The sequence below is a fragment of the Halobacillus sp. ABA4_118 genome, from assembly GCF_056160205.1.
This window is the reverse complement of record NZ_JBSWWS010000001.1, coordinates 104,534-118,991: the sequence shown is the minus strand read 5'-3', so window position 1 is coordinate 118,991 and position 14,458 is coordinate 104,534. Positions and strand designations below refer to the sequence as shown.

Genomic DNA, 14,458 nt, shown 5'->3' with positions numbered 1-14,458 from the left:
ATTTTTTGTTTACATTCGGCTTGGCAGGATTTCCGGTCGGACACTCGCTGTCTCCATGGATTCATGAACAATTGATGGAACAGACGGGGGTTGAAGGAAAATATCACCTGTTCGAAATCACACCGGAAGATTTCGATGAGGAGATCGATCAGATCAAAAAACAGCAGCTGGATGGTTTCAACGTGACGGTTCCTTATAAGGAGAAGATCCTTCCATATCTTGACGGAATCGACGCGAGTGCCGAGCAGCTGGGTGCTGTGAATACAGTCAAGCGGACATCTGATGGCTGGATCGGCTATAATACAGATGGAACAGGGTTTCTGCATTCGCTTCAGGCACGTTTTCCAGATCTTTTTCATCAGAAAATCAACGTTCTGCTTCTTGGAAGCGGAGGAGCGGCCAGAGGGATCTTTGCCGCGCTGATGGACCAGGCAGAGGTTAAGGTCGATGTAGCGAACCGGACGATCAGCAGAGCGGAGGCTATGATTACTGAAACCGGTGGTGACCACGCTGCCAGAGCAGTTACCATTGAGGAAGCTGAACAAGCAGCCGGGGGATATGATTTAATTATCCAAACCACCACGGTAGGCATGAGCCCGAATGATGATACATCCATTATGCCGCTTCAAAATATCAAGGAAGGTACGGTGGTCAGTGATATTGTCTACCGGCCGGTGATGACGAGCTTCTTAAAAGAAGCGGAAGAAAAAGGAGCCCGTCTGCATTTTGGCCATGAAATGCTGCTGCAGCAGGCGGTTTATGCCTTCCAAATCTGGACGGATCTTCATCCTGAAGCGCATCCGCTCCTTGAAAAGTTCGAACGAAAGTTGAAAGGGGAATAACATGTTAACAAGTAAACAGAAAAAGCATTTGCGTGCGGCTTCCCACCAGGTGCAGCCAATTTTTCAGGTTGGTAAAGCAGGGGTCAATGAAAATATGACGACACAGATCAATGAGGCCCTTGAAAAGCGTGAATTGATCAAGGTCAGCATTCTGCAGAACTGTCTGGAAGAACCCACATCTGTAGCAGAAGAAATTGTAGATGCTACAGATGCCCATATCGTACAAGTGATCGGAAGCACGATCATCTTGTATAAAGAGTCTAAAGAAAATAAGCAGATTGAGCTGCCGTAAAGCAGGATGCCCTTATGAAAAAAATCGGCATCCTCGGCGGAACGTTTGATCCACCCCATTATGGACATTTGTTAATGGCTGAATACTGCCGGGAGGATATGGGGCTGGATGAAGTCTGGTTTATGCCGTCCTATATCCCCCCTCATAAAAAAGAATCACAGACAGATGCTGACCTTCGTCTGGAGATGGTGGAACAGGCGATTGCCGGTCATCCGGATTTTCGTTTGTGTGATATCGAACTTGTTCGAAAGGGAACGTCTTATACCTATGACACGCTGACACTTTTGAATAACGAATACCCGGATCACCATTTTTTCTTTATCATAGGTGGAGATATGGTACAAAATCTGCCGCAATGGTATAAAATAAATGAACTGAAAACCATTGTGGATTTTGTCGGAGTGAAGCGGCCGGGGTATGAGTGGAATCCGGAAGCCGGTGTTCATTATGTAGAGATCCCCGGTGTCGATGTTTCCTCCACCATGATCAGGGAAAAACTTAAAGATGGAAAAGGTGTCCGTTACCTCGTACCGGAAGCGGTGAATTCTTATATAAAGGAGCATCACCTCTATGGAAATGACTCGTGAACAAGCGTTGGAGTACGTCAAACCTTTTCTTAAACAAGAGCGTTTTGACCACACTGTCAGAGTCGCTGATGAGGCGGTCATCCTCGCTGAGCGCTTTGGCGCTGATGTAAAAAAGGCAGCCCTTGCCGGTGCCTTCCATGATTATGCCAAGTACAAGGACAGGGGCTTGATGAGGCGCTGGATTGAAAGCGACAGACGTCTGCCTAAAGATCTTCTTGATTATCATCATGAGCTTTGGCACGGCCCTGTTGGAGCCCTGATGCTGGAACAGGAAATTCATTTGACAGATCCCGAGGTTTCCAGTGCAGTATCCTGTCATACGACAGGAAAGAAACAGATGAGTCTTTTGGATAAAGTTGTATTTTTAGCGGATTACATTGAACCCGGTCGGAACTTCCCCGGAGTTGATGAAGTCCGTAAAACGGCGGAAACGGATTTGGATCAAGCCTGTCTCCTTGCATTAAAAAACACCATTGTATTTTTGGTCGGCAAGGGAAGGACCGTTTATCCGGACACGTTTCATGCCTATAATGATTTATTATAATCAGAAAGAGACCCAAAGAGATATAGGATGAATAAGGGAGGAAACTCATGGAAAGCAGAGAATTAGTAACACTGGCCGCACAGGCCTGTGATGAAAAAAGAGCTCAGGATATCGTCGTATTGGATATGGCGGATGTATCGTTAATCGCGGATTACTTCGTGATTTGTGAAGGATCCAATGAAAGACAGGTACAGGCTATTGCCAGAGAAGTAAAGGCTCAGGCTGAAGAGAATGGTATGGAAGTGAAACGTATGGAAGGTTTTGAGCAGGCCCGCTGGGTGTTGATTGATCTGAACGGTGTCGTGTGTCACATCTTCCATAAAGATGAACGTCATTATTACAACCTGGAAAGACTCTGGGGAGACGCAGACACGGTGTTCGTTGAGGGCTTGGAAAACTAATATGAGTTACAAGGACATGGCACGGGTGTACGATCGTCTGATGGAAGACGCTCCATACAGCAGCTGGGTGACATTCACCAGAAATCAAATGCAGCACCACAATGTGACTGGGAGCAGGATTCTTGATGTCGGCTGCGGGACAGGTGAGATCACTCATAGACTGGATCAGGAAGGATTTCAAATGACAGGTGTGGACTTGTCGGAGGAGATGCTTGCTGTCGCCCAGCAGAAAAATCCCCGTTCCTCCATCCAATGGTTGAAACAGGATATGACCGAGCTTGAACTTCCTATGGCTTTTGATGCGGTCATCAGTTATTGTGATGTTTTTAACTATCTGCAGGAACCAGGGCAGGTAAAAGCAGCGTTCACCAGTATTTATACTTCTCTGGAAAAGGGCGGGCTGTTTTTATTTGACGTTCACTCTATAGAGCATATTCAGAGGGACCTGAGTGGTTCCACCTTCGCAGAGGTGTATGATGATTTGTCCTATGTATGGTTTTGTGATCCCGGTGAAAAGGACTACAGCATCGTTCACGACTTGACCTTCTTTATCGAGGAAGGTTCCAGTTATCACCGATTTGATGAGGTTCATTACCAACAGGGGTTTGAGCTTCACGATCTTAAAGCGTGGCTGGAGGCCGCCGGCTTCAGCTTCCGGGGAGTCTATGCAGACTTTAGTACAGAACCCGGTGCTGAAGGAGACCGCTGGTTGATTGCTTGTACAAAATAGGGAAGAGTCCGATTGGAAAATCGGACTCTTTTTTTATCCTATCCGGCAGGAATTCGTCAAGTAATGTCGAATAATAAAATTACAAGTGAATGTGTTTTTTATCCTCCTGATGTTTCCTCTGTGTGGCTTCGAACATCTTCTGGAATAATGGCCCGATATGATCCTCCAGAGCCTGAAGGCCCTCGCCGGTCACCCCGCCTTTGACAGTCACTTTCTCCATGAGTTCTTCCAATGTCATAACCCGCCTTGAAAGCAGTTCTCCAAGTCCTGTCATCATATTTTCTGTTAAGACCGCAGCCTTTTCCTTTGGCATGCCGGCGACATCTCCGGCCGCTTTGATCCATTGACTCAGCAGAAAACTGATGAATGCCGGGCCGCAGGATACGATGTCAGAGGCTGCCCGGATATATTCTTCTTCAATTTCCACCGGAGTCGATATGTGAGAGAAGGCCTTATGAAGGGCCGATTGGTAGGTTTCACTCGTTTTTTCTCCGAAAGTCATTAAGCTGACGCCGGCAAGAGCGTGGTTCGTTATGGACGGCACCACCCGGGCGACTTCACAGGGCACAGCTTTCTCAAGCTGGTCCACAGCGATCGGAGAGGTGATGGAAACAAGACATTGATCTTTTTTCCACTTTCCTTTCAGTTGGTCGAGTATCTCCTTATAGTGATGCGGTTTCACACAAATGAAAAGGATATCGCTGTTCTGCTGCGTTTCCAGAATCGTATCGGCGACAGTAATTGACCCCAATTCTTCTTTTAACGCTTCCGCCTTTGTTTTTGTTCTATTGTAAATCGTTAATTGATCGCTGCGCACGGCTCCGCTTTTGATCAGTGATGTTGTAAGCATGCTCCCCATATTTCCGGTTCCGATGATTCCCCATCTCATTGGAATCCCTCCCTTAATGGTTACCTATACAATAGTATTCCGAGAGTAAAGTTTTATGAAAGAAGGGCGGACGATTCATGATCAAACGATACGGCTGGATAGGAATGGTTGTTCTTCTGCTTGTACTCGTTTACAGGCAGGTACAGCCGGATGCAGATGTCGAAAACACGGTTGTTACTGAAGAAGAGCAGGTCCAGGTCATGGCTGAAGGGGAGGTTTCCAGTGATGAAATTGTGGTCGACGTAAAAGGAGAGGTCTTACGTCCGGGCGTTTACTCCATGAAGGGTGGGGCAAGGGTGGATGATGTCATCGCGAAGGCAGGGGGAATGACGAAGGAGGCTGACCCTCGGAGCGTCAACCTCGCCCAGGTCCTGCAGGATGAAATGGTTGTGCTCGTGACAGAGGCGGCTGCAGAGGGGGAAGACACTTCCCAGTCATCAAGTATGGATACGGCCAGAATAAGGGTGAATCAGGCTTCTATGGAGGAAATCCAGACATTGAACGGCATCGGGCCGTCAAAAGCCGAAAGTATCATCAAATACAGGGAAGAGCATGGTCCGTTTGGATCTGTCGAGGAACTGCTCGATGTACCCGGAATCGGAGAGAAAACATTAGACCAGCTGAAGGAATATATCGCTGTTCCATAACGTTGACGGCAGGACATACAGCAAGTAAACTTAATGAAAAAACAGGGGGATACATAGATGGAACGAATCACGTGGAACCAATATTTTATGGCACAGAGTTACCTGTTGAAATCCAGAAGCACCTGTCAGAGGCTTGCCGTAGGAGCTGTCATTGTCCGGGATAAGCGTATGATAGCCGGCGGTTATAACGGGAGTGTGAGCGGCGGAGTGCACTGTATTGATGAAGGATGCTATGTCGTAGGCGGCCATTGTGTCCGGACGATTCATGCTGAAATGAATGCACTGCTTCAGTGTTCAAAATTTGGCGTAGCTGCAGACGGGGCGGAGGTCTATGTTACTCACTTTCCCTGCGTTCACTGTACGAAGGCATTAATACAGGCGGGAATTAGAGCGGTTTATTATGGGGAGGATTATAAAAATGATCCATATGCTGTCGAGCTTTTCCAACAGGCCGGTGTCCGGATGAAAAAGGTGCCAATGGAAATTCCTCCCATGCAGACGGAGCAGCGGGACCTTGTCGGCCGGCTTATTGAGAAACTGGAAGAGTCCCGGGATCCTGAAGTGGAACAGTTAAGGGAATTAGCCGGCCATTACTTCTCCCTTCACGAAAAATGAACGCCTGTACCGGCCGGTGGCACCTCCCCGTCCTTGCTTTTGCATCGGGCGGGGTTCTGGCCTCCCTGGAAGAGGATGCCGTTTATGTGTTTGCGGTTTTGATATCCGTTGTCCTTTTTGGTTACCGCACCCATCTCCATCAATTTCTTCTCCTTTGTATGCTCCTCGCTGCTGGTTTTATCTACCTTGCCCCTCAGTCTCCTCTGACACAAAAGGAAAGCAGTGAATCATGGACCGGTATTATTGATTCAGAAGTGAAGGAAACCTCCTATGCTGTGCAGTTCCTTATGAAAGATGAAGACGGCATCAAAAGGCAGGTCCGTATTTTGAAAAGTGATCCTGATGAGCAGGTACCTGTGTTTCACCATGGATCTGTCTGTATGGTTTCCGGTGTGACAGGCCCGTTTGATTCTGCCCGGAACCCGGGTGCATTTGATTATGCGGCGTATATGTACACGCAGGGTGTCCTTGCGGAGATGGTGGTGCAGGATCACTCAGATACAGCGTGCGAGGGGCGGTCCCGGTTCAGTTATCTGTATGAATGGCGGACGCATCTTCTGAAAAAGGTCCAGCGTCAGTTGGATCCTGAATCGTACAGTTGGGTCAAAGCGCTGGTCTTTGGAGAGAAAGATGCTGTCCCCGAAGATATCATCAAGTGGTTTCAAGCGTATAACCTTTCTCATATCCTCGCTATTTCAGGACTGCACGCCGGACTGCTGGCCGGAGGAGTCTATGTCTCTCTTTACCGGTCCGGCCTGGCAACAAAAAGGCAGGCCCGCATCTTTCTGTTCTTCTTTCTCCCATCATATACAATCCTCGCCGGCGCCGCGCCATCGGTCATCCGGGCTTGTGCTATGGCCCTCATCGTCCTTGTCACTTCGATGTTTAACCGCCGGATTCCATTGTCGGATGTCATTGCCTGGACAGCAGGTTTCCTGCTCGTTTGGAATCCTGATTACCTGCATCAGGTGGGCTTTCAATTTTCCTTCCTTGTCACCTTCAGCCTTATCCTTTCTGCACCTGTGTTGAAGAAGGCATCTGGTCTTTGGCAGCAGACGATGATCATCAGTCTCATCTGTCTGCTGGCCATCCTCCCTCTTCAAATCCACTATTTTTACGAATTTCAACCCCTGTCCCTTTTCGTAAATGTGGCGGTGGTCCCCTATTTTTCCTTCTTCGTCATTCCGGTGTCCTTCCTTTTGTTTCTTGCTGCGCTTATTTTTCCCGGTTCTGTCACTTATAGGTTTTCCTCGATATTTTCTGATCTTCACCAGCGTGTCCTCTCAGCAGTTATGGAAGTGGGAGGTTTGCTGGACTTTCCCTGGGTCATTGGGGAACTGGCTGTTTCAGCAATCCTTGTGTTTATGGTCTTGTTTGTCAGGATGATGCTTCATTGGTGCAGAGAACAACGTGGGAAGACTCTTTTGTTCGGCGCTGCGTGTGTGGGTGTGCTTATGGTTTATGCTTCCCTTCCTTACTTGTCATCGAAAGGGACTGTGACAATGCTCGATGTTGGTCAGGGGGACAGCTTTATCATTGAACTGCCTTACAGGAAAGGTGTATGGATGATTGATGCTGCGGGGCCACCTGTTTTCATGGAAGATAAGGCCGAGACGGCGGAAACCATTATTGTCCCTTTCTTGAAATCCAGAGGCATCCATACGGTTGATACCCTTCTCATTACTCATGAGGATAGTGATCATGATGGAAGTGTTCCATACCTGCTCCAACACCATAATGTGAATCGTCTGGTGACGTCACCTTTTAATCCTGTCCAGTATAAAGGGGTGGAGCAGCTAAGGGTGGAGGCAGGAGACCTGTTGAAGGGCGGAGGTCTTGAAATGCGTGTCCGGCATCCGGCAGAAAACAAGGGAGATGCGAATGACAATTCCCTCGTGGTGGATTTCGATCTTGGTGGGAAGAAGTGGATGTTCGCTGGAGATATCTCAGCCCCCGTTGAGAAACAGCTGCTTCAAGGGTCTATGGCTGTTCGTGCCGATGTCTTGAAGGCAGCTCACCACGGCAGTACCACATCTTCAAGTGAGGAATGGCTGGAGCGGGTGGATGCTGACGTGGTATGGATATCTGCAGGCGTCGATAATCGTTACGGTCACCCGCACGAAGAAGTACTGAAAAGACTGATGGATCAGGAGGCGGTCATTCTCCGGACAGATCAATCCGGGGCTGTCACCTATAATTTTTATGGAGATGATGGAACGTTTTCTACTTTTCTTCCGTATAATGCAAGCAGAAAATAAAAAAAGACTGCTTCATAAGCAGCCTTCCGGAATTGCACCATTATTGACCGACCACAGAAAATACAACCCCGATTGCGAAAATAATGAAGAAGAAGACAAATGAGAAGACAAATCCCAATCCGGAATCAATGACATCATTCGTTTTGGATTGAATATCATTCTTGAACTCGTTCATATTACCCCTCCTATATCAATTACTAAGTATAGTCCATTTACAGCCAAAAATCTACATGGTGTGAAAAGGATTTCTAAAATTATCCTGGATTCATACGTTTGCCACAGCTAGCAAGACTTGTCACAGATAATTCTTCCCCAGGCGGTCAAACTAAACGCAAGAGACGAACAACATCGTCCTCTTCAAAAGCACCCGGGGCTTTTGAAATGGCGTTTATATAGATGGTTCATACGGCATGCTCACGTCACTTTTTGACAGATCTTGAAAAGGACAATAAAATAGTGACACTGAGCTCCCTCTCAGGAGGGTGCCGTATTCTTTTTTTATAAGAAAGGACAACCACTGTATGGCCAAGCTGAATCAATCACAGGTGTACTTACTATATGGAGTAGAGCCGTATCTGATACAAGAGAATAAAGATAAAATCATTAAGCAGGCGTTAAAGAAAGAAGACCGCGAATTTAATGTATCCCAGTACGACCTGGAGGAAATCCCTGTCGAGGATGTTATCACAGATGCGGAAACCTTTCCGTTTCTTGGGGATGGGAAAGTGGTGATCGCTGCCAGTCCTGTCTTCTTAAAGGCGAAACCGGACAAGCTCTCCTTTGAGCATGATGTGGATAGGCTGCTGAAGTATATACAAAATCCAGCAGAATACACGACACTGATCCTCATCGCTCCGTATGAAAAACTGGACGAACGGAAAAAGCTTTTCAAGGAATTGAAAAAACATGGCGAGGTCATCCACTGTGAGCCTGTGAAAGAATGGAATATGGATAAGTGGATTTCAAGTCTCGCGCGGGATTTACATATTACCGTGCCGGAGGATATTTATGAATTGTTCACACAGGAAATTGGCGCGAACCTGATGGCTTTGAGGAATGAAATGGAAAAGCTTGCCCTTTATGTAGGGGAAGGCGGCGTTGTTACGAAAGAAGTGGCAGAGCAGCTCCTTTCGCACAGTGCGGAAGCATCCGGACTCAAACTCGTCGATGCTGTGATGGAAAGGGACCTTGGAAGAGCGATCCGGATTTATAAGGATCTTGAGAAAGTCAACGAAGAGCCGATTGCGCTGACAGCCCTTCTTTCCTCCCAGTTCCGCATCATCAATCAAGCGAAAGTGCTTAAACAAAAGGGTTATGCCCAGAACCAGATGAAAACGTATATTAAAGCACATCCCTACGTCATAAAAATGGCATTGAAAAGAGAGCGGTTTTTCACGAACCAGGAACTGAACCAAATCATGAATGAACTTGCGGAGACGGATTATAATCTGAAGCAGGGGAAAATGGAAAAAGCGCTCGCTTTTGAAATGCTCCTGTACCGGTTGATCCACATTAAACAGCAGGCGGCTGATGAAAAAGCGACGATATAAAACAAAGAAGCCCTCCGGCAGCAGGCCGGGGGGCTTCCTTCATGTAAAAACGACCCATTCAATAGAAGGATCGTCTGTTGGTCATAAATTACGATTTAATTATAGTGCGTTAACTAATTTAGTTAGGCGGGATTTTTTACGGTTTCCTGTGTTTTGAGGCAGGGCGCCGCGTTGAACAGCTTTGTCAATTTTCTTAACAGCTGTAGGAAGCACTTCTTTCGCGTTTTCTACATCTTTAGCTTCAACAAGCTTTTCTACACGTTTAACCGCCGTACGCATGTCAGATTTGAATGCTGCGTTAAGAGCGCGGGCATCATCGTTTACACGTACACGTTTTTTCGCTGATTTAATGTTAGGCATGGTTTCACCTCCTAGGTAAAAACAAAAGACTCATTCATATCGAACAAGAGACATTCTACCAGAGCAGCGAGGTGTTTTCAATACTTATCTCATTCCTTATCCGATCATCTGCATAGATTTCTTCTGCTTGGGAGAACATTTGAATAAGGAGGCTGACGATATGGAAGAACGATTACACTACTCCATCCGCACGGATCTGGCGCTTGAAGCGCAGGAAATGAATGTTAAGGATGATCCGTCATCCTCAGACAGCGACGGGGTGGAAGTTCATGAAAATAAGAAAAATGATATTACCATTACGTATGTGACCGTAGATGAAGCGGGGGCAGAAAGAATTGGTAAAAAACCAGGGCACTATGTGACGTTGGAATCCCTGGCCATCCGCAAACAGGATAAGGAACTCCAGGAAAACCTGGCAGAAACGATGTCGGTTCAATTGAGAAAATTAATGGGAGCGTGCGGCATCAAAGATATGGACAGAGGTCTGATTGTCGGGCTCGGAAATCATAATGTAACCCCGGATGCCCTTGGTCCGCTTGTGACCGAAGATGTCTATGTGACCAGTCATCTGTTTGAACTGCACCCAGAAACCGTTGCGGAGGGGTGGCGCCCGGTTTCTGCCGTTACACCGGGGGTCATGGGGGTCACAGGGATAGAGACGAGTGATATGGTCCATGGGATTATCGAGGAGATCAAGCCTGATTTTGTCCTCGTTATTGACGCCCTGGCCTCGAGGTCCATCAACCGGATTAATGCGACCATTCAATTGTCGGATACAGGCATTCATCCAGGATCCGGTGTCGGAAACAAACGAAAGGAAATCAGCCGGGAAACGTACGGCATTCCTGTCATCTCTATAGGTGTCCCCACAGTTGTGGATGCCGTTACCATTACGAGTGATACGATTGACTATGTTCTCAAGCACTTTGGACGTGAATGGAGGGAAAAAGACCGTCCCTCCAACGCATTGTCACCGGCCCTCAATCCATTTGAGAGAAAAACACTGACAGAAGAAGATCATCCTGACGACGAACAAAGCCAGGCGGTGATGGGCATGTTCGGTCAGCTTGAGGCAAACGAGAAAAAGCAGTTGATCAAGGAAGTCCTGACTCCTCTTGGTCACAATTTGATGGTCACTCCGAAAGAAGTCGACAGTTTTATCAAGGATATGGCCTGTGTCATTGCTGCCGGTATCAACGGCGCGCTTCACTCCGGAGTAGAAGACGGCCGGCTGGAGTCATACTGAAATAGAAAAAATGATAGAGACCGGTTCTATGAAATTCCTCTTTCTCATACCATTTACTAGATGTGTATGAGAGGAGGATTTTTTATGTCCCGTTACCCGGACAAGTGGAAAAAGGCGGACAAAAATATAGTAAAGCGCGGGACCCGGTGGGTGGTTCTGAGTGTCACGATCCTGATTCTATTATTCATTGGTATCGGTGTACTTACCGGTGCGAAAACGACCTACCGGCTGTATTCCGATACGATACAGGAGTGGACGGCGAAGTTGAAAGGCGGATCCTTCATCTATCTGTTTGAAATGGAAAACCGTGTGTTTAAGGATGCACATCCAGAGGGAAACCGGATCCCTGGTCTCACCTCCCTCTCTTTTCAATTGCTGACAAGTCTGACTCCCAATGACCCGCGAAGCCTGCTTGGCAGAGAGATTCCCGGGTTATCTTCCTACAACAGTCAGATTATTATTGCCGGGCAGGGGACGGACTTTTCTACACTGCCGATTGAATCAGAGCCACCGCTTGAAGTAGAGGATCGTGGAGAAGAAGGGGACATCGAGGAACAGCAGGATTCTGGTACAGATCAGGAAGCTGAACCGGCTGGCGAAGACTCTGTCTATATTTACCATACGCACAACACGGAATCCTTTTATCCTCATCTTCCAGACGAAACGACCGTGTACGATGGGAAAGTGAATATAACCCTTGTGGGCGACCGCTTAGGACAGAGTCTGGAAAGAAGAGGGGTTGGGACGGTGGTGGATAAAACAGATGTAGCCGCTCTCCGTAGTGAGAATGGTATGGAGTACTACCAGTCCTATGATGCTGTCCGTCCGGTTGTGGAGGAGGCAGTAAGCTCCAACGGTTCGTTGACCTACTTCTTCGATCTTCACAGGGACAGTCTTGGAAGGGAGCACACAACGACAACGATCGATGGAAAGGATTACGCCCGTTTCGCTTTTGTCATCGGTGCGGAGCATCCTGGTTATGAGAAGAACCTGGCCTTTGCAACCACCCTTCATAACAAGCTGGAGGAAACGTATCCGGGCATCAGCCGCGGAGTCATTACGAAAAAAGGATCAGGCGTCGATGGCGTCTACAATCAGGATATCAATCCCAATGCCATACTTATTGAGTTCGGTGGTGTTTATAATAATCTGGATGAATTGTACCGTTCAGCGGATATCATGGCTGAAGTGTTCAGTGATTATTACTTTGACGAACAAAAAGTAACGACAGAACCATAAGGAGGGACGATCATGAAGGGACTGGCCGGTCTGATCATCCTGTTCGGCGTCTTTATTGCCGGCGCTTTGTATGGCATTGAGAAGAACAATGAAACGTTTGATGAGGCCGTGCCTGTCCATCAGGAACGTGTGGAGGAGGAAAAAGCAGCAAGCGAGCAGACTTCCTCCCAAACAACAAAACAAATTCCCTCGGATGAAAAAGACTGCCACCCATCTTTTCAAGAAGAAGACGTCCCTTGGATTACCCGTCTCGCTGCAGGGATCGGGGAAGGAGTGGCGGTCACGTTCAACGTTATGATCGTCGTGGCTTCGGAAATCATACAGGCAGGATGACACGTCCTGCTTTTCTATGCCATTGAATAATCCGGGGGTTACTGCTATAATCAACCTAGATATTTGTGTCGAATTCAGTAGGAGTGATTTAAGTTGACAGCACAAAACAAACAGGAGAGGGTCCGGAACTTTTCGATTATTGCCCATATCGACCACGGGAAATCGACATTGGCGGACCGTATCCTAGAAAAAACAAAAGCCTTAACCCAGCGTGAAATGAAAGAGCAGTTCCTTGATGCTATGGATCTGGAACGTGAGCGCGGGATTACGATTAAACTGAACGCCGTTCAATTGAATTATGAAGCGAATGACGGTTTGGATTATACGTTTCACCTGATTGATACACCGGGCCACGTCGATTTTACATATGAGGTTTCCCGAAGTCTTGCTGCCTGCGAAGGGGCGATCCTCGTCGTCGACGCTGCACAGGGAATCGAAGCCCAGACACTGGCGAACGTGTATCTGGCGTTGGAAAACGATTTGGAGATCATCCCGGTCATTAACAAAATCGACCTTCCTGGTGCGGATCCTGATCGGATTAAACAGGAAATCGAAGACGTGATCGGTATTGATGCATCCGATGCGATCCTTGCTTCAGCTAAAGAGGGCGTCGGCATTGATGAAATTCTGGAGCGTATCGTGACCGACATTCCTGCACCGGAAGGCGGGGTCAAAGATCCGACGAAAGCGTTGATCTTTGATTCCCTTTATGATTCCTACCGCGGTGTCGTTGCCTATGTCTGTGTCCGCGAGGGCTCTATTAAAATGGGCGACAAAATAAAAATGATGGCAACAGGCAAAGAGTTTGAAGTGAATGAACTCGGTGTCTTCCGTCCGACTCCGACTCATAAAAAAGAACTGACAGTCGGTGATGTCGGTTACTTGACCGCCTCCATTAAAAACATTGGAGACAGCCGTGTGGGTGACACGATTACTCTGGCCTCCAACCCCGCAGCTGAACCGCTGCCGGGCTACAAGCGTATGAATCCGATGGTATTCTGTGGGATGTATCCGGTGGACGCCAGTAAATATAACGATCTTCGTGATGCCCTGGAGCGTCTCGAACTGAACGATTCCTCCCTGCAGTTCGAAGCAGAGACCTCCCAGGCGCTTGGGTTTGGTTTCCGCTGTGGATTCCTCGGAATGCTGCACATGGAAATCATCCAGGAACGGATCGAACGCGAATATAAAATCGACCTCATTACAACGGCTCCGAGCGTGATTTATAAGGTTACGACGACAGACGGTTCTGAAATGAATGTCGATAACCCATCCATGATGCCTGATAACCAGACATTGGATGAGGTGCAGGAGCCTTTTGTCAGAGCTACAATAATGGTTCCGAATGATTATGTCGGTCCGGTTATGGAGATCTGTCAGCGCAAGCGTGGAAACTTCATGGATATGCAGTATCTTGACGACAACCGTGTCAACATCGTGTATGAAATTCCATTGTCTGAAATTGTCTACGACTTCTTCGATTCCTTGAAGTCCCAGACGAAAGGATATGCCTCCTTTGATTATGAACTCATCGGCTACCGTGTTTCCAACCTTGTGAAAATGGATATCCTTCTGAACGGAGACACCATTGACGCGCTTTCCTTCATCGTGCACAGAGATTTTGCCTACGAGCGTGGAAAGCTGATTGCAGATAAGTTAAAAGAACTCATTCCGAGACAGCAGTTTGAGGTTCCGGTCCAGGCTGCAATCGGAAACAAAATCATCGCCCGTACGACGATCAAGGCGATGCGTAAAAACGTCCTTTCCAAATGTTACGGAGGAGATATCTCCCGTAAGCGTAAACTGCTTGAGAAGCAGAAGGAAGGGAAGAAGCGCATGAAGATGGTAGGCTCTGTGGAAGTCCCACAGGAAGCCTTCATGTCTGTGCTTGATTTGAACGAAGACTAAACGAACAGACTTACTAT

17 protein-coding genes are annotated in these 14,458 nt (G+C 47.5%); 14 read left to right on the top strand and 3 right to left on the bottom strand.

Annotation, left to right across the window (positions count from 1 at the left end):
* The first annotated feature begins 5 nt into the window (after positions 1–5).
* From aroE to ACXAGL_RS00660, 6 genes are read left to right on the top strand one after another with little or no spacing between them, the layout of a single operon-like run.
* Positions 6–842 (top strand): shikimate dehydrogenase, encoded by an 837-nt coding sequence (aroE, locus tag ACXAGL_RS00685; protein ID WP_474989423.1) that lies wholly within the window; start codon positions 6–8, stop codon positions 840–842.
* Between the two features lies 1 nt (position 843).
* Positions 844–1,134 carry a ribosome assembly RNA-binding protein YhbY gene (yhbY, locus tag ACXAGL_RS00680; RefSeq protein WP_474989421.1) on the top strand — a complete coding sequence of 97 codons (291 nt, stop codon included), beginning with the start codon at positions 844–846 and terminating at the stop codon, positions 1,132–1,134.
* Between the two features lie 14 nt (positions 1,135–1,148).
* Positions 1,149–1,721 carry a nicotinate-nucleotide adenylyltransferase gene (locus tag ACXAGL_RS00675; protein ID WP_474989419.1) on the top strand — a complete coding sequence of 191 codons (573 nt, stop codon included), beginning with the start codon at positions 1,149–1,151 and terminating at the stop codon, positions 1,719–1,721.
* Positions 1,705–2,265: a bis(5'-nucleosyl)-tetraphosphatase (symmetrical) YqeK gene (yqeK, locus tag ACXAGL_RS00670; protein ID WP_474989417.1), complete on the top strand. Its 561-nt coding sequence runs from the start codon at positions 1,705–1,707 to the stop codon at positions 2,263–2,265. Before ACXAGL_RS00675 ends, yqeK begins: the two co-directional genes overlap by 17 nt.
* Before the next feature lie 47 nt (positions 2,266–2,312).
* Positions 2,313–2,666, top strand: coding sequence for a ribosome silencing factor (gene rsfS, locus ACXAGL_RS00665; protein WP_027955332.1), 354 nt, complete (start codon positions 2,313–2,315; stop codon positions 2,664–2,666).
* A 1-nt stretch (position 2,667) separates the two neighbouring features.
* On the top strand, positions 2,668–3,396 hold the full coding sequence (locus ACXAGL_RS00660; protein WP_474969044.1) for a class I SAM-dependent DNA methyltransferase: 729 nt from the start codon (positions 2,668–2,670) through the stop codon (positions 3,394–3,396).
* A gap of 79 nt (positions 3,397–3,475) precedes the next feature.
* On the opposite strand, the gene comER is transcribed toward ACXAGL_RS00660, so the two are convergent.
* Positions 3,476–4,285: a late competence protein ComER gene (comER, locus tag ACXAGL_RS00655; protein WP_474969043.1), complete on the bottom strand. Its 810-nt coding sequence runs from the start codon at positions 4,283–4,285 to the stop codon at positions 3,476–3,478.
* A gap of 77 nt (positions 4,286–4,362) precedes the next feature.
* On the opposite strand from comER, the gene ACXAGL_RS00650 reads away from it, so the two are divergent.
* The 3 genes from ACXAGL_RS00650 (at position 4,363) to ACXAGL_RS00640 (ending at position 7,805) form a co-directional block, all read left to right on the top strand.
* Entirely contained in the window at positions 4,363–4,932 is a 570-nt protein-coding gene (locus ACXAGL_RS00650) for a helix-hairpin-helix domain-containing protein (RefSeq protein ID WP_474969042.1), read from the top strand.
* Positions 4,933–4,989: 57 nt separating this feature from the next.
* Positions 4,990–5,547: a ComE operon protein 2 gene (locus ACXAGL_RS00645; RefSeq protein ID WP_474989415.1), complete on the top strand. Its 558-nt coding sequence runs from the start codon at positions 4,990–4,992 to the stop codon at positions 5,545–5,547.
* Positions 5,548–5,633: 86 nt separating this feature from the next.
* The gene (locus tag ACXAGL_RS00640) at positions 5,634–7,805 is read left to right on the top strand and encodes a DNA internalization-related competence protein ComEC/Rec2 (protein WP_474989413.1); all 2,172 of its coding nucleotides are present in this window, start codon (positions 5,634–5,636) and stop codon (positions 7,803–7,805) included.
* A gap of 40 nt (positions 7,806–7,845) precedes the next feature.
* Here the strand turns inward: ACXAGL_RS00640 and ACXAGL_RS00635 are convergent, their stop codons facing one another.
* Positions 7,846–7,980: a YqzM family protein gene (locus tag ACXAGL_RS00635; protein ID WP_027955338.1), complete on the bottom strand. Its 135-nt coding sequence runs from the start codon at positions 7,978–7,980 to the stop codon at positions 7,846–7,848.
* A gap of 346 nt (positions 7,981–8,326) precedes the next feature.
* Between ACXAGL_RS00635 and holA the strand changes: the two genes are divergently transcribed.
* A complete protein-coding gene (holA, locus tag ACXAGL_RS00630; protein ID WP_474989411.1) occupies positions 8,327–9,355 on the top strand; it encodes a DNA polymerase III subunit delta in 1,029 nt (342 codons plus the stop codon).
* 99 nt (positions 9,356–9,454) lie between these two features.
* Here the strand turns inward: holA and rpsT are convergent, their stop codons facing one another.
* Positions 9,455–9,715: a 30S ribosomal protein S20 gene (gene rpsT, locus ACXAGL_RS00625; protein WP_027955339.1), complete on the bottom strand. Its 261-nt coding sequence runs from the start codon at positions 9,713–9,715 to the stop codon at positions 9,455–9,457.
* A gap of 160 nt (positions 9,716–9,875) precedes the next feature.
* On the opposite strand from rpsT, the gene gpr reads away from it, so the two are divergent.
* From gpr to lepA, 4 genes are all read left to right on the top strand, one after another.
* A complete protein-coding gene (gene gpr / locus ACXAGL_RS00620; protein ID WP_474969038.1) occupies positions 9,876–10,961 on the top strand; it encodes a GPR endopeptidase in 1,086 nt (361 codons plus the stop codon).
* A gap of 84 nt (positions 10,962–11,045) precedes the next feature.
* Positions 11,046–12,200 (top strand): stage II sporulation protein P, encoded by a 1,155-nt coding sequence (gene spoIIP / locus ACXAGL_RS00615; protein WP_474969037.1) that lies wholly within the window; start codon positions 11,046–11,048, stop codon positions 12,198–12,200.
* Positions 12,201–12,212: 12 nt separating this feature from the next.
* Positions 12,213–12,533 (top strand): hypothetical protein, encoded by a 321-nt coding sequence (locus ACXAGL_RS00610; protein ID WP_474969036.1) that lies wholly within the window; start codon positions 12,213–12,215, stop codon positions 12,531–12,533.
* A gap of 93 nt (positions 12,534–12,626) precedes the next feature.
* On the top strand, positions 12,627–14,441 hold the full coding sequence (gene lepA, locus ACXAGL_RS00605) for a translation elongation factor 4 (protein WP_474969035.1): 1,815 nt from the start codon (positions 12,627–12,629) through the stop codon (positions 14,439–14,441).
* Positions 14,442–14,458 lie beyond the last annotated feature (17 nt).

What these genes read in the sequence shown, in the direction of transcription:
- yhbY (WP_474989421.1), top strand. Translation starts at nt 844, where the DNA reads ATGTTAACAAGTAAACAGAAAAAGCATTTGCGTGCGGCTTCCCACCAG.
- ACXAGL_RS00675 (WP_474989419.1), top strand. Translation starts at nt 1,149, where the DNA reads ATGAAAAAAATCGGCATCCTCGGCGGAACGTTTGATCCACCCCATTAT.
- yqeK (WP_474989417.1), top strand. Translation starts at nt 1,705, where the DNA reads ATGGAAATGACTCGTGAACAAGCGTTGGAGTACGTCAAACCTTTTCTT.
- rsfS (WP_027955332.1), top strand. Translation starts at nt 2,313, where the DNA reads ATGGAAAGCAGAGAATTAGTAACACTGGCCGCACAGGCCTGTGATGAA.
- ACXAGL_RS00660 (WP_474969044.1), top strand. Translation starts at nt 2,668, where the DNA reads ATGAGTTACAAGGACATGGCACGGGTGTACGATCGTCTGATGGAAGAC.
- comER (WP_474969043.1), bottom strand. Translation starts at nt 4,285, where the DNA reads ATGAGATGGGGAATCATCGGAACCGGAAATATGGGGAGCATGCTTACA.
- ACXAGL_RS00650 (WP_474969042.1), top strand. Translation starts at nt 4,363, where the DNA reads ATGATCAAACGATACGGCTGGATAGGAATGGTTGTTCTTCTGCTTGTA.
- ACXAGL_RS00645 (WP_474989415.1), top strand. Translation starts at nt 4,990, where the DNA reads ATGGAACGAATCACGTGGAACCAATATTTTATGGCACAGAGTTACCTG.
- ACXAGL_RS00635 (WP_027955338.1), bottom strand. Translation starts at nt 7,980, where the DNA reads ATGAACGAGTTCAAGAATGATATTCAATCCAAAACGAATGATGTCATT.
- holA (WP_474989411.1), top strand. Translation starts at nt 8,327, where the DNA reads ATGGCCAAGCTGAATCAATCACAGGTGTACTTACTATATGGAGTAGAG.
- rpsT (WP_027955339.1), bottom strand. Translation starts at nt 9,715, where the DNA reads ATGCCTAACATTAAATCAGCGAAAAAACGTGTACGTGTAAACGATGAT.
- gpr (WP_474969038.1), top strand. Translation starts at nt 9,876, where the DNA reads ATGGAAGAACGATTACACTACTCCATCCGCACGGATCTGGCGCTTGAA.
- spoIIP (WP_474969037.1), top strand. Translation starts at nt 11,046, where the DNA reads ATGTCCCGTTACCCGGACAAGTGGAAAAAGGCGGACAAAAATATAGTA.
- ACXAGL_RS00610 (WP_474969036.1), top strand. Translation starts at nt 12,213, where the DNA reads ATGAAGGGACTGGCCGGTCTGATCATCCTGTTCGGCGTCTTTATTGCC.